We start from the raw sequence: 17861 nt of genomic DNA on the forward strand, positions 1-17861 counted from the left end.
CCCCCCGACTAGTCTATAAGGAAGAAGACGATGAAAACATTGCGTGCATACCTCTCCACCCTCCTGATTGCGGCGCTTGTTATTACCAGCCTGCCCGTTGCAGCGGCTCCCACTGCGCCTCAATCCATTGATTTAGTCTCTACCCAATCTGTTTTGTCAGCTGATCGTGCTGGCGCTGACCGTGAGCGTATTAACGAGGTCCTGGCCCGCGCCGATGTGCAGGATCAACTGCTAAAACAGGGTGTTGACCTGAACGAAGTAGATGCCCGCGTTGCTGCCTTAAGCGATTCTGAAGCAAAGCAAATGGCTGACCAGCTCGAGATGATGCCTGCCGGTGCCGGTGGTGGCGTTATCGGTGCCCTCTTTGCCGTCTTTATCATTCTGTTGATTACCGATATTCTCGGCCTGACCGACGTTTATCCGTTTACGCGTTGATAGGCAGCTGATGACCACTAAGTCTACTAATATGCTTTCTAACGCCCGCTTCGCGGGCGTTTTTATTATGTTGCTACTGCTGAGCGGCTGCGCACGAAACCCGGTACTGCTACAAAGTACCTATCAAGCGCTTCCGCCCCATGCAGAAATCACCAGCGTACCGTTTTACGCCCAAACGGAGTTTCAGTGCGGCCCTGCCACGCTGGCGATGGTTCTCAACCATCAGGATGTCGAAACAGACGTTGAGCAACTGATCCCCCAGGTGTTCTTGCCTGAACGCGACGGCAGCGTACAGCCAGAAATGCTGGCGACTGTGCGACGCTATGATCAACTCGCTTATCCCATTCGCGGCACCATGGATGCGCTGTTAGGCCATCTGGCAGCAGGCGATCCGGTGGTGGTGATGCAAAACTTATCACTCCCTATCTACCCGATGTGGCACTACGCGGTGGCCATTGGCTACGACCTGCCTAGTGAAACGCTTATTCTGCGCAGTGGCGAAATTGAACGCCATACGATGTCGTTTAGCCGTTTCGACGCCACCTGGGCGCGCACTGAACGCTGGGGATTTGTCGTTGCCGAGCCCGGCACGCTACCTGCGGGTATCACCGCCCGTAACGCCCTTGAAGCCATCAGTGCCTACGAAGAAACGAACGGCCCCCAGGCTGCATTATCAAGCTGGCAAACGTTTAACGAGCACCACCCTACCAATGCTATCGGACAATTTGCGCTAGGCAACGCGCTGTACGCTGACCAACAACCAGAGAAAGCTCGCAACGCCTTTGAACGAGCAACGAAGCTTGATGAAAAAATGGGCGCTGCCTGGCTAAATCTAGGCCTTTTACTGCTTCAGCAAGAAGAACCCGTCGCTGCTCGAAAAGCGTTGGAACAGGCCGCCTCGCTGACGGGTAGCTGGCAGGAAAAAGCCCGCTTAGCCATAGAAAGCATGAATACACAATAAATATCAAAGACCTATAAAATTTACTAATAATAACGAGCACAAGTATGATCCTGCGATTAGTAAAGTTGTTGGATAGCATACCTTGCGAGTGAGTGCTTAAGTTACATAAGGGTAAGCCTTCAAGTTGTTCATTGGACTACCTAACCATTGACGGGAGAGGTGCCATGCAGAACTGTCCTTTGAAACGTAAGTGCTCTATTAATGGTTGTGTATATTTACTATACGAGCTGGCTCGTTTGCGACATTTTGCAAAGAGAGACGTCATCACTAACAGCTCGTTGATTGCGTCATGACGATTCTTCATCATTTGCGCCAGCCTCGCGGATGTTTGGCATTCCTTTTCGCCGTCATCTTCTGCACCTTGTCGGCAATCATGGGCAGCTATGTATACAACACTTGTCAAAAAGCCAGTGCCAACTACACCAAACTGGTGAGTGATATTATGCTGGCCCAGCAAGCGACACCTCAATTACGAGAAGCGTTGGAAGAAGGAAGGAGTCGTCAGCCTAACAACGAACATATTGAATACATTGATCACTTCATTTCAACTTCCAAGCAGCATTTAAATAGCATACAGACCAACATTGAGCAAAATCGCTTTCTCACTTCTAACGTTAACTACCTTATTAATCATTTTAGCGAGCTTGATAATCGTCTTTCTGACCTGAACCAGCAGGCCCGTGAAGTCCATCAGCATCCAGAGCTAATTGAACCGTTGCAGCGTGGTGCAATGAATGTTGGCGGCTCCCTGGCATGGCTTTATGACCAACTATTGGAAGAAGTCTACACAATATCCTCGCAACAAAGCTTGGTGATGCAGCGGCTCTCAATTGCTATCAATGTGCTACTGGTAGTCATAATCGGCGCGGCAATTACGCTTTGTATGGCGGTTATCCATCTACACCGACAACGCAACGTAATGCATCAGTTAATGCTCACCGATGAATTAACTGGGCTGTATAACCGGCGCCATTTGGTCAATGTAGCCTTCGCAGTGCTGACTCAAGCGCAGCGTGATAAAACGCCGCTTAGCCTGCTGTTGTTAGATCTAGATCACTTCAAGCAAATAAACGACACCTATGGGCATCCTACTGGCGATGAGGTGCTACGCCAGGTCAGCAAAAAACTGCGTCAACTAAGTCGCCCCTCCGATACATTAGCGAGAATTGGTGGCGAAGAATTTTGTTTGTTAATGCCCAACACATCCACCCATGATGCACTACAGGTGGCGGATCGGCTGCGCCGAGAAATTGAAGTTAGCGAGCTGGGTGACCTAAATTTACATGCCAACCCGACCATTAGCATTGGCGTAACGACGGGTTATGACGGCTCACTTACGTTTGAGCAGCTGTATTCATTTGCTGATAAAGCGCTCTACCAAGCCAAGTCGCTGGGTCGCAACCGTGTTGAAAGCTTGTTACCACCCATCGTCAAGGCTTCAGAAAACGCTGAAAAAGCAAAAAACTACAGCCATTCTCTCATCAGCTAACAGCGTATTACCAAACTAGAAAGAAATGAAAGCTGAGGTTAAAAAACACGATTCAAGCCATTTTGAGCGGCCACCCGATATGCTTCTGCCATGGTGGGGTAATTGAAAGTAGTGTTAACGAAATACTTTAGCGTATTGGCGTCGCCCTTCTGTTGCATGATCGCTTGGCCGATATGCAGAATCTCAGACGCCTGATCGCCAAAACAGTGAATCCCGAGTATTTCCAGGGTGTCCTGGTGGAAAAGTATTTTAAGCATCCCCACGGTATCACCGGTAATCTGTGCTCGGGCAGTATCTTTGAAAAAGGCTTTGCCTACTTCGTAGGGCACTTTTGCTTCGGTTAACTCACGCTCATTCGGGCCAAACGAGCTAATTTCGGGGATGGTATAAATCCCGGTGGGAACATCACTGACAAAGCGATACTCTTTATCGAGCAGCTCGTTGCATGAATTAAGGCCTTGATCGTAGGCGGCACTCGCCAAACTTGGCCAACCGATAACATCGCCTGCTGCATAAATATGGGGCACCTCGGTGCGGTAGTGCTCATCAACACTGAGCTGGCCCCGCCCATTGGCATTCAAGCCAATGTTTTCAAGCCCAAGGCTATCGGTATTACCCGTACGACCGTTGGCCCATAAAAACGCATCCGCGCGGATTTTCTTGCCTGACTTGAGGCGCACGACGACGCCTGATTCATCGCCCTCAACACTCTCATACTCTTCATTATGGCGAACCAACACACCGTGCTTACGCAAGTGATAGGAGAGCGCATCGCTGATTTCATCGTCCAGGAATGACAGTAGGCTGTCACGGTTATTGATTAAATCAACCTTGACGCCTAACCCAGAAAAGATTGACGCGTACTCACAACCGATTACCCCTGCCCCGAAAATCACTAGGGTACGTGGCGTATGCGAAAGGCTCAAAATGGTATCGGAGCAGTAAATGCGCGGATGCCGAAAGTTAATGTCCGCCGGGCGATAGGGACGTGAACCGGTAGCAATGACGATTTTTTTGGCCACCAGCTCTTCCATGCCTTCTTGGCGGTCATGAACGATCAGCGTATGTTCATCTTTAAAGCGGGCAACACCGTGGAAGAGGTCAATCCGGTTACGCGCATAAAATGTCGTGCGCATCTCTACCTGCTTGTCGATGGTGCCACGTGAACGCTCCATCACTTTCGGAAAGGAGAACCAGCGCGGCTCACCGATATCGCGGAACATGCGGTTTGTATTGAACGCCATGATCTGCTTGACCTGATGGCGCAACGCTTTGGAGGGAATGGTGCCCCAGTGAGTACAGTTACCGCCTACTTGAGCCTGCTTCTCAATAATCGCTACCCGTTTGCCATGCTTGGCAGCGTTAATGGCAGCGCTTTCACCCGCAGGCCCTGTACCGATTACCACGACATCGTAATTGTGAACCGCCATACTCTCTGCGTCTCCTTCCTATTCGGGTTAACCCATTCTCGTCAAACTATCGCCGACAAACGATCCAAGGCTGATAGTCCCAGGCAAACAGTCCAAGACAAACAGGCACTTGTGGCATAAACGTTAAGAAGGCGCAGTTCACATGAACATGCGCCTCTTCGTTATCTATATGGCTTATTAACGACGGGTGGCGTCATAGCCTAGGTCAGCGCCGCGACTTTCGTCACTACGGCGCCGCTCGCTGCCACGCTTGCGGTTCTCTTCTTCGCACACTTCGTCTTTACCGCCACAAATATCACAGCCGTCTTTCATGCCTATTTGATTCAAACCACCGCATGAACCTGCAATAGGTTTACGACCCATGATGACACCCACGGCCATGACACCCATAATCAGTGCCATAAAGCCGAATACCAGTAACCAAATCGCCATATCAACCTCCCAGCATGTCACTGCTTAGCTTTCTATTATTGACCTAACCGGCCATCACCTCTATCTACAGCATTCAGGCCGATTAGTGCCTCACAATCTTTGTTTGTTAAGCCTATTGTACCTCAGTGGGCTGTTGTTATCAGCGCGGCGCACTTCTCATTAACAATACCTATCAGTAACACAAACGGGGCTGACCAAAAGGCCAGCCCCGTTCATTGTTACCGCAGTAATCTCGCTTCATAACCTATTGCGATTATGAAGATTGATTAACCACCGAAATCATCCAATAGGATATTTTCTGGCTCAACGCCCATATCAAGCAGCAGCTTAATTACCGAGGCGTTCATCATCGGCGGACCACACATGTAGTACTCGCAATCTTCAGGTGCCGGATGGTTCTTCAGATAGTTTTCGTACAGTACGTTATGGATAAAGCCTGTCGGCCCTTCCCAGTTATCTTCCGGCTGTGGATCAGAAAGCGCCAAGTGCCACTCGAAGTTCGGGAACTCTTCGGCTAACTGGTCATACTCTTCGTTATAGAAGGTCTCACGCCAAGAGCGTGCACCGTACCAGAAGGTAATCTTGCGATCAGACTTCAAGCGCTTCAACTGATCAAAGATATGACTACGCATTGGCGCCATACCCGCACCACCACCGATAAAGATCATTTCGGCGTCAGTATCGCGAGCAAAGAACTCACCAAACGGCCCCATTACGGTCACCTTGTCGCCTTCTTTAAGATTGAAGACGTAGGTCGACATCAGGCCGGGCGGATGATTAGTGCCAGGAGGCGGCGTCGCAATACGGATGTTGAACTTGAGGATACCCTTCTCATCTGGGTAGTTCGCCATGGAGTAGGCGCGAATCACTTCCTCATTGTTCTTATGGGAAATTTTGAACATATCAAATTTTTCCCAATCACCCCGGTACTCCTCTTCAATATCAAAATCAGAGAATTTGACATCATAAGGGGGAGCAACGAGCTGAACGTAGCCACCAGCGCGGAAGGCAACTTCTTCGCCTTCAGGCAGTTTCAGATTCAGCTCTTTGATAAAGGTGGCAACGTTGGGATTGGCAATAACTTCACATTCCCACTTCTTCACCCCAAACACTTCTTCAGGCACTTCGACTTTCATGTCCTGCTTCACAGGTACCTGACAAGAGAGGCGCCAGCCTTCTTTCTTCTCACGCATAGTGAAGTGCGACTCTTCCGTGGGCAGAATAGAGCCACCGCCCTCTTCTACACGGCACTTACACTGAGCACAAGAACCACCGCCACCACAGGCGGAAGAGAGAAAAATACCGTTAGCAGCAAGTGTATTAAGCAGCTTGCCACCAGCCTGGGTTTTCAAAGTGTGTTCGGGGTCGCCATTGACCTCAATGGTCACGTCCCCGCTACTCACAAGCTTGCTGCGCGCTGCCAGAATGATCGCCGTCAAGCTAATAACGATGACCGTGAACATGACAACACCGAGCAAGATGACTGTTGTATCAACCATGTCGGTTTCCTATTGCTGGAGGTTTCTATTACCCAGCGGTGTCTGACACCGCTGGGAAAAACCGGCTCCGATTAAAGCTGAATGCCCGAGAAGGACATAAAGCCCAACGACATTAGCCCCACGGTGATGAAAGTAATGCCCAGCCCTTGAAGGCCACTCGGCACATCGCTGTACTTCAGCCTTTCACGGATACCCGCCAGGGCGGCAATGGCCAACGCCCAGCCGGTGCCTGCACCAAAGCCATATACCACGGCCTCACCAAAGTTATAACTACGCTCTACCATGAACAGTACGCCACCCAGGATGGCGCAGTTAACGGTAATCAATGGCAGGAATACACCCAGCGCGTTGTAGAGCGACGGCACATACTTATCAAGGAACATCTCCATGATCTGTACGAGAGCAGCAATAACACCGATGTAGGAGAGCAGCCCAAGGAACGACAGGTCAATGTTTTCAGCACCACTGATACCAGTCCACGTTAGCGCACCTTCTTGTAGCAAGTAGGTGAATACTAAGTTGTTAACCGGCACCGTTACGGTTAATACAACGATTACCGCTATACCCAGGCCAATCGCTGAGGAGACTTTTTTGGACACTGCCAAGAAAGTACACATCCCCAAAAAGAAGGCCAGCGCCATGTTTTCAACAAACACCGAAGCAACAAAAAGACTCAGATAATGTTCCATGTTACACGGCCTCCTTGGGCTTGGTGTTTTCCTTCATTTTGAACTCATTATCTTCTACCTGTTCCGGGTTAACGGCACGCATCACCCAGATTAGTAGACCAATAATAAAGAACGCTGAAGGCGGCAATAACAGCAAGCCATTGGGAACGTACCAACCACCATTTTGAACGGTCTGAAGGATAGTGATACCAAAGATGCTGCCTGAACCGAGTAGCTCACGGAAGAAGCCAACCACCATAAGCACAAAACCATACCCAAGGCCGTTGCCAACACCGTCTAAAAATGACATTCCCGGCGTGTTGGACATCGCAAAACCTTCTGCACGTCCCATGACGATACAGTTAGTAATGATCAAGCCAACAAATACGGAAAGCTGCTTAGACATCTCATAGGCATACGCTTTCAAAATCTGATCTACCACAATTACCAGCGAGGCAATGATGGTCATCTGCACGATGATACGAATCGATGAAGGAATATGATTCCTAATCAACGATACGAACAGGTTTGAAAACGACGTTACAAAAATAACCGCCAATGCCATCACCAGCGACACACTCATGCTGGTCGTTACCGCTAGTGCCGAACAAATCCCTAGGATCTGTAGCGCAATAGGGTTGTTATGGAAAATCGGCGCTGTTAAAACACCTTTTGCATTTACGTCCGCCATGATCAGGCCCCCTCAACGTCTTCGAAGTCGGTATCGGTCTCTTCGGCGTCTTCCGGCTCAGTACCGCTGCGGAATTTAGCCAAATAGGGACCGAAAGCTTCTTCGCTTAACCAGAACTGCAGCATGTTAGTCACGCCGTTACTGGTTAGCGTAGCACCAGATAGTGCGTCTACTTCGTATTCGCCGCTAGCACCGCCCTTGGTCAGGTGGATCTCCGGTGAGAGGTCGCCCTCTTCATCGTAAATCTTTTTACCTTCCCACTGAGCCTGCCAGCGAGGATTGTTTACTTCAGCACCCAGGCCTGGCGTTTCACTGTGCTCATAGTAGGTGATACTGACGATCGTATTGCCATCACCCTCTACTGCCAGGAAACCGCGCATTAAGCCCCACAGACCTTGACCACGAATAGGGAGTACGATCTGTTCCGGATCATCTTCGCCACCAATCAAATATACGGTGGCGTAGTTTTCGACCCGCGATAGACCTGCGATGTCCTGGTCACCGGATAGCGTGCGACCCGACGCAGGGTCACGGGCAGCTTCAAAGCTATCGTAGGTATCAGGATCAAACTCATCAGAATACTCACCGGTATCCAGGTCAACGACCCGAGCGGTGATCTCTTCGCTAAACACCTCTTCAACGTCCATGCCAGGCTCATACAGCTTGGCGACGTTCAAGATATTGGTTTTACGATCAAGCTCCTGGTTGAGCTGTTGGGCGGGTCGCAGTGCGACCGCCGCAGTCGAGACAATGACGGAGCACACGATACAGAGTGCAAACGCCACAATCAGGACTTTCTTGATGGAGTTGTTACCTTGTGCCATTAGGCAGTCTCCTCGGCCGGTACGCCGGTTCGCTTAACGCGACGCTTGATGTTGGCCTGGACGAAGAAATGGTCAATCAGCGGTGCAAACAGGTTAGCAAATAAGATAGCCAACATGATGCCTTCCGGGAAAGCCGGGTTCACAACGCGAATCAATACGGTCATCACACCAATCAGCGCACCAAATATCAAACGGCCTTGGTTGGTCATCGATGCTGACACCGGGTCAGTGGCCATGAACACCATACCGAAAGCGAAACCACCGATTACCAGGTGCCAGTACCACGGCATGGCAAACATCGCATTGGAGTCGGAGCCGATGAGATTAAAGAGTGTGCTGGTAGCCACCATGCCCAAAAATACGCCAAGCATGATTCGCCACGAGGCAATCCGCGTCCACAGCAGCACTGCAGCACCAATAAAGATCGCAAGCGTCGATACCTCACCCACAGAACCGGGAACAAAGCCAAGGAAGGCGTCCCACCAGCTGAAAGTATCCGTTAACGCGGCCATACCCTCTTGGAACGCCAGCGAGAGTGCAGTAGCACCGGTGTAACCGTCAGCGGCAACCCATACAGCGTCACCGGAAATCTGCGCGGGGTAGGCAAAATAAAGAAATGCACGGCCAGTCAGCGCGGGGTTCAAGAAGTTCTTACCCGTACCACCGAAGATCTCTTTGCCGATTACCACACCAAAGGTGATACCCAGCGCAACTTGCCACAACGGAATGGTCGCGGGCAGTATCAATGCAAATAGCACTGAGGTAACGAAGAACCCTTCGTTAACTTCGTGACCACGCTTAATGGCAAACAACACTTCCCAGAAACCACCCACCACAAAGGTGACTAAGTAGATTGGCAAGAAGTAAGTCGCGCCGAGGACAAAGTTAGCCCATAAGCTGCTGGCATCATGACCTGACGCCAATGTCATCATAATTGCTTCGCGCCAGCCACCCATTGATGCGTAGCCTGCATCGATGGCCGTGTTTGCTTGCCAACCCGCGTTCCACATACCAAAGAACATTGCTGGGAAGGTACACAGCCACACGGTAATCATGATGCGTTTAAGGTCGATACCGTCACGCACGTGAGCGGTGGTTTTAGCAACGCTTGGCGGTGAATAAAAAATGGTATCTACCGCTTCAAAGAGCGGATAGAACTTTTCGTACTTTCCGCCTTTGTGGAAATGCGGCTCGATATTTTGGAGTGTTTGTTGAATACCCATCATCAGGCCTCTTTCTCGATCATGGTGAGATTGTCACGCAGGATGGGGCCATATTCGTATTTGCCGGGGCAAACGTACGTACACAGCGCCAGATCCTCTTCGTCCAGCTCCAAACACCCAAGCTGCATGGCAACCTCAATGTCGCCCACGATCAGCGAACGCAGTAACTGAGTTGGCATGATATCCAGCGGCATCACCGTTTCATATGAGCCAACGGGCACCATCGCGCGCTCTGAACCATTGGTTGATGTGGTGGGTGCGTAGTTACGCAAGCCTTTAATTCTGGAAAGATAGATCCCCAGGACAGAATGTCGATCTGCGCCCAGTGATAGCCACCCAAGTAAGATGCGCTTATTACCTTCTTCAATCAGACTAAACTGATTGCTAAAGCGTCCCAGATAGGTAAGTTTGCCTTCCGCGGTAAAGCCAGAAAATACAGAACCAGAAATGACACGGGTGTCATCGGGTTTGATGACTTCTTCTGCCAGGAGTTCATCCGTGCTAGCGCCGATACGGGTACGTACCAAGCGAGGGTTTTCAGCACGCGGGCCACCAATGGCAACCACGCGGCTCATATCCAGTTTCCCTTCTACAAAGAGCTTACCGAACGCGATAACGTCCTGATAGCCGATGTGCCACACCTGTTTGTGCAGAGCGACGGGAGAAAGGTAATGAATATGGGTACCCACTAGCCCGGCTGGGTGCGGCCCGGCAAAGCTTTCGGTTTTGACGCCTTCCACCTCACCGCCCGGAATAGAGGCGTTTTCCCCTGTACAAAGAAAGACGTTGCCCTCGGTCAGGCGCGCTAACACCTTGAGGCCATCTTCAAATGCTTGCGGCTGCTCATTAATGATCAGTGCAGGATCAGGGCTTAAAGGATGGGTATCTACGGCTGTTACAAAAATATCGGCCGGAGTGCTATCGATTGCCGGTGTACGCGAGAAAGGACGCGTGCGTAGCGCCGTCCAGAGTCCCGACGCCACCAGTTGGTCAACAACGACCTGGCGTTCAAGCTGCGTTAAGGCATTACGGTCATGAGCAGCGAATTCAATCGCCTCCTCAGTCTCGTCGACTTTGATCACAACAGATAGTAAACGACGTTTTTCGCCACGGTTTATTGCAAGCACTTCACCAGAAGCGGGCGCTGTATAGCGCACACCATCAATTTTCTTGTCGGTGAAGAGCAATTGGCCTAGTTTGACCTTATCCCCTTCCTGAACTTCCATCGTCGGCTTCATGCCAACGTAGTCGGTACCCAGGATTGCCACGTGGCGCACAGGCCGCGCATCTTCAATACGCTGCTCGGGCGCTCCCGCGATGGGGAGATCCAGGCCTTTTTTGACTTCGATCATAGTCTCGCCCAGTTGTTGGATCGGATATACGAAGGTATGGGGTTCGAATGCTTATTTTCTGCTCAGCGAATTGTTATTTTCTGCTCAGATTGTTACCAGTCCGGCCCAAGCAGCACTTGAACCACCCCGAAAAATCCATCGTATTATAAAGATAAGCGCGTCCAATGACCACATCCCTGATGATCTCCAAAAGTGCTATATACATTGGCAAACGGAAGGCATAGAGACAAAAAAACGCCACCCGAAGGTGGCGCTGCATCATTATTTCGCTTGATAGCCCCCGCAGAGAAGCTAATTTAGCAATATTATTATTTAGCTATTTAGCGCGGCAGCTTTAAGAACCGCACATTAGACATCTGTTGTAAAATACGCACGACTTGGCAGCTATAGCCAAATTCGTTGTCGTACCACATATAGACAACCGCATGATGACCGTTGGCGATAGTCGCTTTGGCGTCAACAATGCCAGCATGACGATTGCCTACAAAGTCCGACGAGACCACTTCTGCCGAGTCAACGAAGTCAATTTGCTTTTGATAAGCAGAATCAATCGACATGCGACGCAAGTAGTCGTTTAGCGCAGCCGCATCAGTCGTTTTGTCCAGTGTCAGGTTAAGAATGGCCATGGAAACATTGGGGATCGGCACGCGAATTGCGTTACCGGTTAGCTTACCCTCAAGCTCAGGCAGTGCTTTGGAGACAGCTTTAGCCGCGCCCGTCTCGGTTAACACCATGTTCAACGCCGCGCTGCGGCCACGACGGTCGCCTTTGTGGTAGTTATCGATCAGGTTTTGGTCATTAGTGTAAGCATGCACGGTCTCAACGTGACCGTTTACCACACCATACTCATCGTTAAGCACCTTCAATACCGGCACGATCGCGTTGGTGGTACATGATGCAGCTGAAACAATAAGATCGTTATCGCCAATCGATTCGTGATTAATACCGTAAACGATATTTTTGATATCGCCTTTACCCGGCGCGGTCAGCAGCGCTTTGGCAGCACCTTTGCACTTCAAGTGCTGGCCCAAGCCCTCTTCATCACGCCAAATACCGGTATTATCAACGATAACGGCATTGTTGATGTCGTAGGTGGTGTAGTCGATCTCACTCGGTGAATCGGCATAGATAACCTGAATGACATTGCCATTTACGGTTAGCGTGCGCGCTTCTGCATCAACCATGATGGTGCCATCAAACGGCCCGTGTACGGAATCGCGGCGCAGCAGGCTGGCACGTTTTTCAAGGTCCTTTGCCACATCGCCACGGCCACGTACAACAATAGCCCGTAGGCGTAGCAGGTTGCCGCCACCGGCTTTTTCAACCATCACCCGAGCCAATAACCGACCAATACGGCCAAAACCATAAAGCACTACATCTTGTGGCTCACCGGTGCTGGCACCTGGCTGATAACCATCAATAATTTCGTGCAGTTCTTTGCGCAGAAAGGCTTCAACATCGCCCCCGCCCTGGCGCTTAAACATTACCCCCAACTTGCCCACATCGACATGCGCAGGGCCAAGATTTAACTCAACCATGCTTTTAAGAATCGGGTAGGTATCTTCAACGGAGAGCTCAGTTCCCTCCAGTTTGCGTACAAAGCGGTGGTCTTTGAGAATACGGATGACTGACCGTTTGATGAGCGAGCGTCCGAACATGGTGGCAACAACATTATTCTGACGATAGAGCTGCCCTACCAATGGGATCATCTGCTCCGCCAAGGCTTCGTTGCCTTGCCATTCTTGAAAAACGTTTTCGAGCGCTTGCTGACTCACGGGCGGCCTCATCAGGTAGTGGAAACAGGAAGTGGAAACGGGGTCGTAAACTAATAATTCGGTTTATTATCCGGGGCAAGCGCAGTCGTCGCAATGAAAGGATAGTCGCACAACATGTAGGGGTATTACAGAAACGCCAATCTCACTACAAAACCACTTTCATAACAGATTAACCCGCTACCTAAAGCCGCGGCACTCTAACTGAAACGGGTGATCGTGTATGATCTGTTTTCCGTTTCAGCGCAAAACGATATCTTGCTTATGCCGACTTTCTCTCTGCTCGAACCGCCCCAGCCTCAAGGGACTCGCGATACGCTCTACTGGACATCGCCGCCGGGCAGCGCGACTGCTCTGGCACTCTCTCGCGTTGCCAAGCACGCCCCGCTATTGGTGATTACGCCCAATACGGCCAGTGCGCAGCGCCTGGAACAAGATCTGTACTTTTATAGCGATGTACCCGTACTGCCCTTCCCCGATTGGGAAACGCTACCCTACGATAGCTTTTCGCCCCACCAGGACATTGTCTCAGCGAGGCTACGCACCCTGCGCCAGCTCCAAGATGGCGTGCGTGGCATTGTATTGGTGCCGATCAATACGCTGATGCAGCGCTTACCGCCGGTTGAGTACATCGCCGGGCGGGTAATGACGCTCAAAACCGGTGAGCGTTTGAATCGCGAAACGTTCCGGGAATCGCTTTCGCGAGCGGGTTATCGCGCCGTGGAAACGGTGTATGAACCAGGCGAATACGCCATGCGTGGGGCATTGATCGACCTATTTGCAATGGGCATGGACGAACCGATCCGCATCGATCTGTTTGACGATGAGATCGACACACTGCGTCACTTCGACCCCGGCAGTCAGCGCTCAACCGATAAACTTGAGTCGCTAGAGTTGCTCCCCGCCCACGAGTACTCGCTGAGCCGAAGTGCCATCGCCTGCTTTCGTGAGCAGTTTGAAACCCTATTTGATGTCGATCCGCGCCAGTGCCCTCTCTATAACGATGCATTAAAGGGCATTCCCTCTCCGGGGCTTGAGCACTATCTGCCGCTGTTTTTTGAGCAGACCGCTTCGCTGTTTGAGCACCTAACCGACGACACCCGGGTCGCCCTACTGCCTGGTGTGCTTAATGCGGCCGAACAGCACTGGCAGTCTATTGATGCACGCTACGTTAACTTGGGTGTTGATCCTACACGGCCACTGCTACCACCTCACCGGGCGTTTTTCCCGGTCAGTGATGTTTTTTCGTCTATAAAAGCACGCCCGCGCATAGAGCTAACTGAAGACAGCGAGCAGCGCCATGCGCATCTGCCTGAAGCAGCACCATTGCCTACGCTGTCGATTAATGCCCGCGCTAAGCAGCCACTTGGCGAGCTTACGGCGTTTTTGAAGTCTCACGCCGAAACCCGGGTGCTGTTTGTAGCGGAATCACGGGGCCGCCGCGAAGCGCTGGAAGAGATATTGGCGCCGCTTAAGCTTTCGCTCCCACATACCGATAGCTTTCACGACTTCCTCGCCAGCGATCACACCTACGCCATTACCGAAGGCTTGGTGGACAGCGGCCTGTGGCTGAACAACCCAAGCGTTGCAGTGATCAGTGAGACAGAGCTATTTGGCGATGTGGTACGCCAGAGCAGGCGGCGTGAAAAAGCTACCGATGATAACGAGCTTGCGGTCCGCCATCTCTCAGAACTACGCGAAGGCGCGCCGGTGGTTCACCAGGCACATGGCGTTGGCCGCTACATAGGGCTGGAAACATTGGAGGCCGGCGGTCAGGCCAACGAGTTTTTAGCGCTCTCCTACGCCGATGGCGCCAAACTTTATGTGCCGGTCGACAGCCTACATATGATCTCCCGCTACAGCGGTGCCGGTGATGAACTGGCGCCGCTGCATAAGCTGGGTTCCGATCAGTGGGAAAAAGCCCGTCGCAAAGCCGCCGAGAAGATTCGCGATACCGCCGCTGAACTTTTGGATGTTTACGCTCGAAGGGAAGCTCAACAGGGCGTGGTTTACGAAACGCCAGGCGATGAGTATGTTCGCTTTGCGAGCAACTTCCCCTTCGAGGAGACTCCCGATCAGCACGCAGCCATTGAAGCGGTGATCAGCGACATGACGTCGCCGCAGCCCATGGATCGTGTGGTATGTGGTGACGTAGGCTTCGGCAAAACCGAAGTGGCCATGCGCGCGGCATTTATCGCCGTACAATCAGGTCGCCAAGTAGTGGTCCTGGTGCCTACCACGCTGCTGGCGCGCCAGCATTTCGAGAATTTCCGCGATCGCTTTGCCGACACCGCCGTCAATATTGGCCTGATCTCCCGCTTTACTAGCGGCAAAGAGGTCACTCAAACATTAGAGAGTGTTAAAAGCGGCCAAACCGATATAGTGATTGGCACCCATAAACTGCTCTCTAAAAGCGTTGAGCTACCCAAAATGGGACTCCTCATCATTGATGAAGAGCACCGCTTTGGGGTAGCGCAAAAAGAGAAGCTCAAAACGCTGCGCGCTGAAGTCGATATTTTGACACTAACGGCGACGCCTATTCCGCGGACGCTAAACATGGCGATGAGTGGCATCCGGGATTTGTCGATTATCGCTACCCCGCCCGCCCGTCGCCTGTCGGTTAAAACCTTCGTTCAACAGCATGATGCCAGCATCATTAAAGAAGCTCTGCTACGTGAGATACTGCGCGGTGGGCAGGTGTATGTGCTGCATAACGAAGTCAAAACCATTGAGAACAGTGCCGAAAAAATCCGTGAGCTGATTCCTGAAGCGCGGGTAGCGGTTGCCCACGGCCAACTGCCTGAGCGCAGCCTCGAACGCATCATGTCGGACTTCTATCATCGCCGTTTTAATGTGCTGGTATGCTCAACCATTATTGAAACCGGTATTGATGTGCCTAGCGCTAACACCATCATTATCGAACGCGCTGACAAGTTTGGCTTGGCACAACTTCACCAGCTGCGGGGCCGAGTTGGCCGTAGCCACCACCAGGCTTATGCTTACCTGCTGACACCGCCACCTAAAGCGATGACCCGTGATGCCATCAAACGACTGGAAGCCATTAGCGCTTCGGATGACTTAGGCGCTGGCTTCACCCTGGCCAGCCACGACATGGAAATACGCGGGGCGGGCGAACTACTGGGTGATGAACAGAGCGGCCAGATGGAAACCATTGGCTATACACTGTACATGGAGATGCTTGACCGGGCAGTGAAGGCCATTCGCGCGGGTAAAACACCCAATATCGATGCACCCTTCAATACTGGCGTGGAAATTAGCCTTAACCTGCCTGCATTGATCCCCAATGACTATATTCATGATGTGCAGCAACGTCTGGTGATATATAAGCGAATTGCCAATACTCAAAGCGATGGCGAGCTCAAAGAGCTGCAGGTTGAGCTTATTGATCGTTTTGGCTTACTGCCTGCACCGCTCAAGAATCTTATCCGTCAGACCAAGCTTCGCCATCGTGCAGAGCAGCTGGGGATCAGCAAGATTGAAGCAGGCGAGAGCCGTGGGCGTGTACTGTTTGATAGCTCGACTCAAGTAGATCCTCTGACCCTGGTGACGCTCATTCAGACCTCTCCGAAGCACTACCGCTTGGACGGCTCTGACACATTAAGATTTGAATTGCCTATGGAAAGCGTCGACAAGCGCTTCCAACAGCTTGAAAACCTACTTAGCACGCTTAATCAAAAAGTAGCGGCGGCGTGACGCTTGGGGCAAACTTGACAGTAGCCATGCCCTAGTTAACCCACCTCGTGGATTAACATCAGTGGCCCAACGACGCGCATCAGCAGTGAATTAACATATTAGGAATGACCATGAACATTCGCGACACCTTTACCCTCTGGGGCCCCACCAGCTTGGCAGTGCTACTCGCCGCAAGCTTGGCGAGCCCTGCTTTTGCGCAATCTGCTGCCGAGCAGGCCGACAGCCAAACCCAAGAGTTAGCTCAAGAGCAGGAGCAGAAGCAGGAGCAGGAGCAGGAGCAGGAGCAGGAGCAGGAGAAGAACCAGAACCAAGAGCAGCAGCAAGCACAGGAAATCAGCATTGACGCTGTCGACAGCGCCGCTCAGGTTGCTGACCAAGATGAACTGCCTCGTGGTCACTTCCGCCTACCCGAAAGCGGTGACATTATTGGTGAGAACTACACGGTTGTGGTCGAAGACCCCAAACAGACGCTGATTGATATCGCCCGTCGTCATAACATTGGCTATGAAGAAATTCGCATGGCCAACCCCGATGTCAGCTTGTGGGTGCCTGGCGTGGGTACCGAGGTAGTGATTCCCGCTAAGTACATTCTGCCGCCTGCCCCACGCGAAGGGGTGGTGGTGAACCTTTCAGAGCTACGTCTCTACTATTACCCTGCTGATAAACCCGGCATCGTTGAAACCTACCCGGTCAGCGTGGGACGTGAAGAGTTCGCAACGCCTGTGGGCATTACCCGCACCACCGTTAAAGTTAAAGACCCTGCCTGGGCGCCCCCCTCCTCCATGCGTCGTGAAGCAGCTGAACGTGGTGAACCAGCGCCGTCCGTGGTACCAGCAGGTCCTGACAACCCATTGGGCGAGCATGCGATTCTATTGGCCATGCCGAGCTATCTAATACATGGCACCAACCGCCCTGATGGCGTCGGTATGCGCGTTAGCCGCGGCTGTATCCGTATGTACCCTGAGGATATCAAATCGCTTTACGAGCGCTTACCGAGCGGTACGCAGGTTAATTTGATGGATGCGCCATTTAAAGCAGGCTGGGCTTCCGACGGCACGCTGTTTGTGCAGTCATTTCCGCAGCTGGAAGAGAACGTGGAAGGCTTTGAACCTCTGTTAAATGCCGTAGAGCGCGTCACTGAGCTGACTGACAATGACATTGAAATAGATGCCGAACAGATACAGCGGGCCGTTGAAGCCCCCGATGGCCGCTTTATTGCCCTGCATGGCCCACAAGCGCCAGCACCGGCGCCAGAGCCCGAACCTGTTGAGCTGATTAACGAAGTTGAGCTCAGCGCTGCAACTAATGGCGAAGAAGAAACTTAATACGCTGATACGGCAGTAACAAAAAACCCCGCCGAGGCGGGGTTTT

At 51.7% G+C, this 17861-nt stretch carries 14 protein-coding genes; 5 read left to right on the forward strand and 9 right to left on the reverse strand.

What is annotated here, in order from left to right:
- Nucleotides 1-30: 30 nt before the first annotated feature.
- The 3 genes from Q3Y66_RS11160 to Q3Y66_RS11170 all read left to right on the forward strand — a co-directional run bounded on the left by Q3Y66_RS11160 (nucleotide 31) and on the right by Q3Y66_RS11170 (nucleotide 2885).
- Nucleotides 31-435 (forward strand): PA2779 family protein, encoded by a 405-nt coding sequence (locus Q3Y66_RS11160; protein WP_008956584.1) that lies wholly within the window; start codon nucleotides 31-33, stop codon nucleotides 433-435.
- A gap of 10 nt (nucleotides 436-445) precedes the next feature.
- Entirely contained in the window at nucleotides 446-1396 is a 951-nt protein-coding gene (locus Q3Y66_RS11165; protein WP_035586222.1) for a PA2778 family cysteine peptidase, read from the forward strand.
- A 289-nt stretch (nucleotides 1397-1685) separates the two neighbouring features.
- Entirely contained in the window at nucleotides 1686-2885 is a 1200-nt protein-coding gene (locus Q3Y66_RS11170; RefSeq protein WP_008956586.1) for a GGDEF domain-containing protein, read from the forward strand.
- 38 nt (nucleotides 2886-2923) lie between these two features.
- On the opposite strand, the gene sthA is transcribed toward Q3Y66_RS11170, so the two are convergent.
- The 9 genes from sthA to Q3Y66_RS11215 form a co-directional block, all read right to left on the reverse strand.
- Entirely contained in the window at nucleotides 2924-4315 is a 1392-nt protein-coding gene (gene sthA, locus Q3Y66_RS11175; protein ID WP_008956587.1) for a Si-specific NAD(P)(+) transhydrogenase, read from the reverse strand.
- A gap of 177 nt (nucleotides 4316-4492) precedes the next feature.
- Nucleotides 4493-4747 carry a (Na+)-NQR maturation NqrM gene (gene nqrM, locus Q3Y66_RS11180; RefSeq protein ID WP_008956588.1) on the reverse strand — a complete coding sequence of 85 codons (255 nt, stop codon included), beginning with the start codon at nucleotides 4745-4747 and terminating at the stop codon, nucleotides 4493-4495.
- A gap of 266 nt (nucleotides 4748-5013) precedes the next feature.
- Nucleotides 5014-6246: an NADH:ubiquinone reductase (Na(+)-transporting) subunit F gene (nqrF, locus tag Q3Y66_RS11185; RefSeq protein WP_008956589.1), complete on the reverse strand. Its 1233-nt coding sequence runs from the start codon at nucleotides 6244-6246 to the stop codon at nucleotides 5014-5016.
- 71 nt (nucleotides 6247-6317) lie between these two features.
- Nucleotides 6318-6935 carry an NADH:ubiquinone reductase (Na(+)-transporting) subunit E gene (gene nqrE / locus Q3Y66_RS11190; RefSeq protein ID WP_008956590.1) on the reverse strand — a complete coding sequence of 206 codons (618 nt, stop codon included), beginning with the start codon at nucleotides 6933-6935 and terminating at the stop codon, nucleotides 6318-6320.
- 1 nt (nucleotide 6936) lies between these two features.
- Nucleotides 6937-7605: an NADH:ubiquinone reductase (Na(+)-transporting) subunit D gene (locus Q3Y66_RS11195; RefSeq protein ID WP_008956591.1), complete on the reverse strand. Its 669-nt coding sequence runs from the start codon at nucleotides 7603-7605 to the stop codon at nucleotides 6937-6939.
- 2 nt (nucleotides 7606-7607) lie between these two features.
- Complete coding sequence (locus Q3Y66_RS11200) at nucleotides 7608-8429, reverse strand: Na(+)-translocating NADH-quinone reductase subunit C (protein ID WP_008956592.1); 822 nt, start codon at nucleotides 8427-8429, stop codon at nucleotides 7608-7610.
- A complete protein-coding gene (locus Q3Y66_RS11205; protein WP_008956593.1) occupies nucleotides 8429-9655 on the reverse strand; it encodes an NADH:ubiquinone reductase (Na(+)-transporting) subunit B in 1227 nt (408 codons plus the stop codon). The genes Q3Y66_RS11200 and Q3Y66_RS11205 overlap by 1 nt, the downstream gene beginning before the upstream one ends.
- Entirely contained in the window at nucleotides 9655-11004 is a 1350-nt protein-coding gene (locus tag Q3Y66_RS11210) for a Na(+)-translocating NADH-quinone reductase subunit A (RefSeq protein ID WP_008956594.1), read from the reverse strand. Before Q3Y66_RS11210 ends, Q3Y66_RS11205 begins: the two co-directional genes overlap by 1 nt.
- Before the next feature lie 320 nt (nucleotides 11005-11324).
- Nucleotides 11325-12779 carry a glyceraldehyde-3-phosphate dehydrogenase gene (locus Q3Y66_RS11215; protein ID WP_035586224.1) on the reverse strand — a complete coding sequence of 485 codons (1455 nt, stop codon included), beginning with the start codon at nucleotides 12777-12779 and terminating at the stop codon, nucleotides 11325-11327.
- Between the two features lie 261 nt (nucleotides 12780-13040).
- On the opposite strand from Q3Y66_RS11215, the gene mfd reads away from it, so the two are divergent.
- Together mfd and Q3Y66_RS11225 are read left to right on the forward strand one after the other, a co-directional pair.
- The gene (gene mfd, locus Q3Y66_RS11220; RefSeq protein ID WP_193365446.1) at nucleotides 13041-16490 is read left to right on the forward strand and encodes a transcription-repair coupling factor; all 3450 of its coding nucleotides are present in this window, start codon (nucleotides 13041-13043) and stop codon (nucleotides 16488-16490) included.
- Nucleotides 16491-16600: 110 nt separating this feature from the next.
- Entirely contained in the window at nucleotides 16601-17815 is a 1215-nt protein-coding gene (locus Q3Y66_RS11225; RefSeq protein WP_008956597.1) for a L,D-transpeptidase family protein, read from the forward strand.
- The last annotated feature ends 46 nt before the right edge of the window (nucleotides 17816-17861 follow it).

The organism is Halomonas sp. HAL1 (genome assembly GCF_030544485.1).
Taxonomy (GTDB): Bacteria; Pseudomonadota; Gammaproteobacteria; order Pseudomonadales; family Halomonadaceae; genus Vreelandella; species Vreelandella arctica.